The 5,224-nt window shown below is 38.9% G+C and carries 6 protein-coding genes; 2 read left to right on the top strand and 4 right to left on the bottom strand.

All coding sequences use genetic code 11. The annotated features are described in order from the left end of the window. Positions 1 to 258 precede the first annotated feature (258 nt). The 3 genes from AC5590_RS15630 to AC5590_RS15620 form a co-directional block, all read right to left on the bottom strand. Entirely contained in the window at positions 259 to 924 is a 666-nt protein-coding gene (locus tag AC5590_RS15630; protein ID WP_169268856.1) for a MotA/TolQ/ExbB proton channel family protein, read from the bottom strand. A 189-nt stretch (positions 925 to 1,113) separates the two neighbouring features. Then, complete coding sequence (locus AC5590_RS15625; protein ID WP_169268855.1) at positions 1,114 to 1,998, bottom strand: NAD(P)-dependent oxidoreductase; 885 nt, start codon at positions 1,996 to 1,998, stop codon at positions 1,114 to 1,116. Positions 1,999 to 2,088: 90 nt separating this feature from the next. Beyond that, positions 2,089 to 2,349: a hypothetical protein gene (locus tag AC5590_RS15620; RefSeq protein ID WP_169268854.1), complete on the bottom strand. Its 261-nt coding sequence runs from the start codon at positions 2,347 to 2,349 to the stop codon at positions 2,089 to 2,091. 107 nt (positions 2,350 to 2,456) lie between these two features. Here AC5590_RS15620 and AC5590_RS15615 point away from each other — a divergent pair, with 107 nt between their 5' ends. Both AC5590_RS15615 and AC5590_RS15610 read left to right on the top strand, forming a co-directional pair. Further along, on the top strand, positions 2,457 to 3,737 hold the full coding sequence (locus AC5590_RS15615) for an AAA family ATPase (protein WP_169268853.1): 1,281 nt from the start codon (positions 2,457 to 2,459) through the stop codon (positions 3,735 to 3,737). Then, the gene (locus AC5590_RS15610; protein ID WP_169268852.1) at positions 3,730 to 4,335 is read left to right on the top strand and encodes an RloB family protein; all 606 of its coding nucleotides are present in this window, start codon (positions 3,730 to 3,732) and stop codon (positions 4,333 to 4,335) included. The genes AC5590_RS15615 and AC5590_RS15610 overlap by 8 nt, the downstream gene beginning before the upstream one ends. A gap of 134 nt (positions 4,336 to 4,469) precedes the next feature. Here the strand turns inward: AC5590_RS15610 and AC5590_RS15605 are convergent, their stop codons facing one another. Continuing rightward, complete coding sequence (locus AC5590_RS15605) at positions 4,470 to 5,108, bottom strand: nucleotidyltransferase family protein (RefSeq protein WP_169268851.1); 639 nt, start codon at positions 5,106 to 5,108, stop codon at positions 4,470 to 4,472. Positions 5,109 to 5,224: the final 116 nt, after the last annotated feature.

Below are 5,224 nucleotides of genomic sequence, written 5' to 3'. Positions count from 1 at the left end.
ACGTCTCTACACGTGTGCTTCGCTATCACCGACAATCCTTAACTGAACCGTATTGGAATAACAATAAGTATTATTTTTAGTAACAAAAAAAGAACATTTCCAACTTATAAGAAAAGTCGAAAATCTTGTTCTTCACGTAAGCGCAAGCACACGCAATCATGCGTTAGCCGTAAGGCTTGCCATAGGCATACAAAGCAGCGTCTGGGGAGGAGATACGCGTAGCGTGCCACCAGGGCTTATGATTTAGAATTGCTATACTCACTGTTCACTATTAGTCTGAGTGTCTGTTTGAGTGGAAGGTTCATGCCAGAATTGCAAATAAATGAGTTCTAAATCATTGCCAATTTGAGAAAATAAATCGATTTGTCGCACTCGCAAATAAAGAAAAATTCGTATAAAGAGAAAGGCAAAAACTGTAATAGCTATAGCAGTTGTAGAGCTAATTAGTGCTTGAGCAAGACCAGGTGTAACTTTAGAGAAATCAGTAAGATTGAAAGAGTTAGTTTTAAGGTTAGTGAAAGTGTTGATTAAACCCTCAGCTGTACCTAATATACCTAGCAAGGGGGCGATTGCCGCCACGCTTTTCAGGACTATATCACCTTTACGCATTTCTACGAATTCTTTATCACAAGCGGCTTTGATTGCCAAATGAAAGGTTTCAGGAGAGGGTTTTTTGAGTCTAAGAGGTTCTACTAAAAACCTGCCAATGGCTAAAGTCTGAGAACTTTCTGCAATTTCTTCTGCTTCTTTTAAATCTACCTTTGCTGTTGTCAAAACCTCACGCACGACCTGTTTTTCTTGAATGATTAGCCTGAACCAGAACCAACTGCGTTCCAAGATGCATACCGAAGTGACTATAAATAAGCCCAACAAAGGCCACATAACAAGACCGCCTGCTAGGAAGATGTCGTATGCTTGGGTCATATTTTCATCAGGTAAACGTTTCTTGGTAAAAATTAATGCATATCTTGGTTAGAATATCCGAATTTCTTATTTTTGTTAATAGTCAAAACATGAAAAGTGGCGATATGCACAAGCTAAAGCGTCCGGCTTATCGCCCCCAGGAATACTGCAAACTCTGTTTGCATTGCCCCTAGCGAAGCTTTGTAATTATCATTGAACAGTTACTGCCGCTTCTAATTCCAGGGCTTTAATCAGGGCAGACGCATTTTCTTCTCCCCATCCTTGGTTAACCGCTGCTTTGATAGTTTCTCTGACAATTGCGGCAGCAGGCGTGGGAGAATTCAAATCTTGGGCAAATCGAGCAATCAAATTCGCATCTTTGAGCATGTGCTTTAATGCAAAACTTGGTGTAAAATTGCGCTCCACTAGCATCTTGCCCATGCCGTCAAAAATCGGAGAGCGAAAATCCACCACATGCAACACATCGAGAACGTCTTTTGGATTCAGTCCGGCTTTAGTCGCCAGAACCATTGCTTCTCCTAACGCTTGGATTTGAGTTGCCACAATCGAGTTACCGATGAGTTTCATCGATGTCCCTTTGCCAGTGTCGCCCAGGTAATGTATCGTTTCGCTTAACGGCTCTAAAATTGGTTTGACTTGCTCAAAGACGTCACGCTTGCCACCAACGACAATCCACAATCCCCCGGCAGCAGATTCGTTTTTACTGCCGAAAACGGGAGCATCGAGAAATTCAACTTGTTTTTCGGCATAAGCTGCGGCTTGTCGGCGGGAGGTGTCAGGATGAACTGTACTCATGTCGATCCCAATTTGTCCGGATCGCACGTTCGATAAAATGCCATCTTGCCCAAAGACAACTTCTTCAACCGCGTTGTCATTGGCTAGGCAATACACAATCGCCTCAGCATTTTCAACGGCTTTTGCAGGTGTTTGAGCTTGCGTTGCACCTTGTTCAACCAGAGGTTTACAGGATTCTGGGTTACGATTCCAAACTGTGACATCATAACCCGCTTTCAGCAAGTTCGCTGCCATACGACTGCCCATGATGCCAAGTCCTAAATATGCAATGCGTTTCATAATGATGTCTTACTTGAAGGAAGTTTCCAACTATACTTATGGCACAGACGAAGCGTGTGAAACTCAACGTGTTTGTACCCTCCCTTCACATCATCGAAACTTTGAGGATAAAATCATCTTCCAATCGATAGACTCAGCAGCAATCAAGACCAGCGTAGCAGTGAATCCCCTGGCTTTTTGTGAAAATGCATCGAGTGAAGTGACACAAGATTTGATTTTGAGGAGATATGCGTAACTCACACCTGCGAAATTGCGATCGCTGTTTCGGCGTTGCAGTTTATGAGAGATGCGATCGCCCCCAGAGGGAAGCTTTGCACCATCACACTTGGTCTGAATAGTACATCTGTACATTTAAAAACAATCTTATCATTTAGCATCTTCAACCAATTGTTGCTACTCTTAAAGCAGGAAATTACGATTTCTTCACAGATTTATATCTTAAGCCTAAACTTCATGCTATGCTCATCGAATTTAGTGTCGGCAACTACAGATCGTTTAAGGAGCAAGTCACCTTTAGCATGGTGGCAGCTAACCTTGTTGCGCAAGACAAAAAGCTTGATGAAAACAATGTTTTTGAAGTAGATGATGATTTAACACTACTTAAAAGCGCTGCAATATACGGCGCAAATGCAAGTGGGAAAAGTAACCTGGCTAAAGCTTTAAATTTCATGAGATGGTTCATGGTTAATTCTTCTAAAGAGACTCAAAGCACAGAAAAAATTAGTGTTGAGCGATTTAAACTCAGCACTGAAACCGAAGCTAAACCATCTTTTTTTGAAATAGTATTTTTAATGGATAGCAAGAGATATAGATACGGATTCGAGGCAACTCGTGACAGAGTTGTCTGTGAATGGTTATTTTATGTTCCTAAATCAAGAGAAACTAAACTTTTTGAGCGCAAATTAGACGATATTAGTATTTCTAAAACATATAAAGCTGATGGTATTCAGGAGAGAACAAGACATAATGCTCTCTTCTTGTCTGTATCTGCTCAATTTAATGTCAAAATTGCAGAAAAAATCTTAGATTGGCTGACAAACAGTATCAATGTTGTCTCTGGAGGTGATATAGGTAAAGGATACACAGTTAGTTGTTTAATAAATAACGAAAAGAAAGATGAAATTCTTCAGTTGCTCAAAAAATTAGATTTGGGATTTGGCGATATAAAGGTAGAACAAGTTGAGGTTACTGTTGATTCTTTGCCTAGTGAATTGCCTAATGAAATAAAAAACTTCATTCTAAAAAATGGGGGGGCAAAAGCAACATTAATTCAAACACTGCACCAAAAATTTGATAATCAAGGAAATATTCTATCTACAGAACTGTTTAATTTAGATGTTCAAGAGTCTGAAGGAACTCAAAAAGTTTTTGCTTTAGCAGGACCTCTTGTTGACACACTAAAAAATGGTAAAGTTATAATCATTGATGAATTTGATGCTAGAATTCATCCTTTGATCAGCCGTGCCATTGTTGAATTATTTAATTCCAATGAAACAAATCCAAGTAATGCTCAATTAATATTCATGACTCACGATACCAATTTGCTTAGTAATAAGCTTTTTCGTAGAGATCAGATTTGGTTTGCAGAAAAAAATAGATATGGGGCAACAGATTTGTACTCTCTAGCAGAATACAAAGTACGAAACGATGCATCATTTGAGAATGATTATATTAAAGGTAGATATGGCGCAATTCCATATATCGGAAGTTTAAACCATCTCATCGACTCTCATGCCTAGAAAAAAGGAAAACTCTCGTGGATATCACCAACGAAAAGTTAATACTAGGGAAATCAGGCAGAGATTCTTGATCATATGTGAAGGAGAGAAAACCGAACCTAACTACTTTAGGAGTTTTCGTGTTTCCAAGAATGTCGCTGAAGTAAACGTGCACGGTTTAGGAAAGAATCCCAGCAAATTAGTTAAAAGCGCAAACGAACTAAATAACCAAGATGATTACGATCAGGTTTGGTGTGTTTTTGATCGTGATTCTTGGACTGTAGAAGATTTTAATAACACCATAAAAAATGCAGAGACTCAAGGATTTAAAGTAGCTTGTTCTAATGAAGCGTTTGAACTATGGTATGTCCTACATTTTGAATTTCTCAATACAGGTATTCCTCGAAATGATTATAAGAAGAAGTTAACTTATTTACTGGGGCGACCATATAATAAAAATAGCGATACGATTTATGATGAGCTATTTGAGAAGCAATCTATTGCTATTAAAAATGCTAAAAAACTTCTGAAACAATACGAACCTCACAATCCAGAGAAAGACAATCCGTCAACAACAGTGCATCTGTTAGTGCAGGAACTCAAGAAGTTTATGCAGTAATCATACATTCTCGGCGTCTAGCATTTAGCGCTAAAGAGCCAATTAATATCCCGTTAACAAGTTCACGCGTTCCTGCAAATACTAAAGCATCAAATCATTTTGCCTGTTTGTACCGCTTGGTAAATCAACTGAAATCAAATGTAATCGCTATTGATCGATAGCAATTGTTCATAATCTTTTGGTGTGTCAATATCAATATCTCCCTGCGCAAAAGGAAGAGAAAATACTAGTGTCACGTTATTGTTAATAACTTTTTTGGCTCCTGAAGTTCCTTGTAATTCAGCAAGCTTGTAAAAAAATCTTTTACTAAACAGAGCAGGTACGCCTAATGTTCCTGCATATTCGCAAGCGATAATAGGTTTTTTTGTGGAATAATATGCATCAACAAGTTGATTAATAATTTGGGGTGAAAGAAATGGTTGATCACAAACTACAATAACTACTGCTTCAATGTTTTGTGAAAGATTATGCAAAAATTGAATTGCGCTATTGATGGAAGTGCTCATTCCACAAGCCCAATCTAAGTTCTCAACGATGCTCACAGGAAGGTGATTGATTTGGGGGCGAATCTGTTCTGAGTATGCTCCAAGTACTACTACCACAGGTTTACAAACCGAAGCGATCGCAATTTCTGTAATGTATTGCACCAAACTTCGTTTTTGGTAGAGCAATAGCTGTTTCGGTGTACCCATGCGAGTAGATGCACCCGCAGCAAGAATCATAATGGCTATAGTTGATTTTTCAGTTTCTATTTGCTCAGTCGTAGAGTCCATAAATGAAAATTATGTCAGCAAGTAGCAGATTAGATTCTGGGAGTTAGCAAGGGGTTAACTCAGATCTTGCACCATACTTTTCGTCCGCCAAGAAATAAATTTCTTGGCTCAAAGTC

This window comes from Brasilonema octagenarum UFV-OR1 (assembly GCF_963888615.1).
GTDB lineage: Bacteria > Cyanobacteriota > Cyanobacteriia > Cyanobacteriales > Nostocaceae > Brasilonema > Brasilonema sennae.
Note: the sequence above shows the minus strand (reverse complement) of the source record. Positions and strands in the feature narration are given on the sequence as shown.

Excerpts from the sequence above, each read along its gene's own strand:
- AC5590_RS15630 (WP_169268856.1), bottom strand. The coding sequence starts at position 924 with ATGACCCAAGCATACGACATCTTCCTAGCAGGCGGTCTTGTTATGTGG.
- AC5590_RS15625 (WP_169268855.1), bottom strand. The coding sequence starts at position 1,998 with ATGAAACGCATTGCATATTTAGGACTTGGCATCATGGGCAGTCGTATG.
- AC5590_RS15620 (WP_169268854.1), bottom strand. The coding sequence starts at position 2,349 with ATGTACAGATGTACTATTCAGACCAAGTGTGATGGTGCAAAGCTTCCC.
- AC5590_RS15615 (WP_169268853.1), top strand. The coding sequence starts at position 2,457 with ATGCTCATCGAATTTAGTGTCGGCAACTACAGATCGTTTAAGGAGCAA.
- AC5590_RS15610 (WP_169268852.1), top strand. The coding sequence starts at position 3,730 with ATGCCTAGAAAAAAGGAAAACTCTCGTGGATATCACCAACGAAAAGTT.
- AC5590_RS15605 (WP_169268851.1), bottom strand. The coding sequence starts at position 5,108 with ATGGACTCTACGACTGAGCAAATAGAAACTGAAAAATCAACTATAGCC.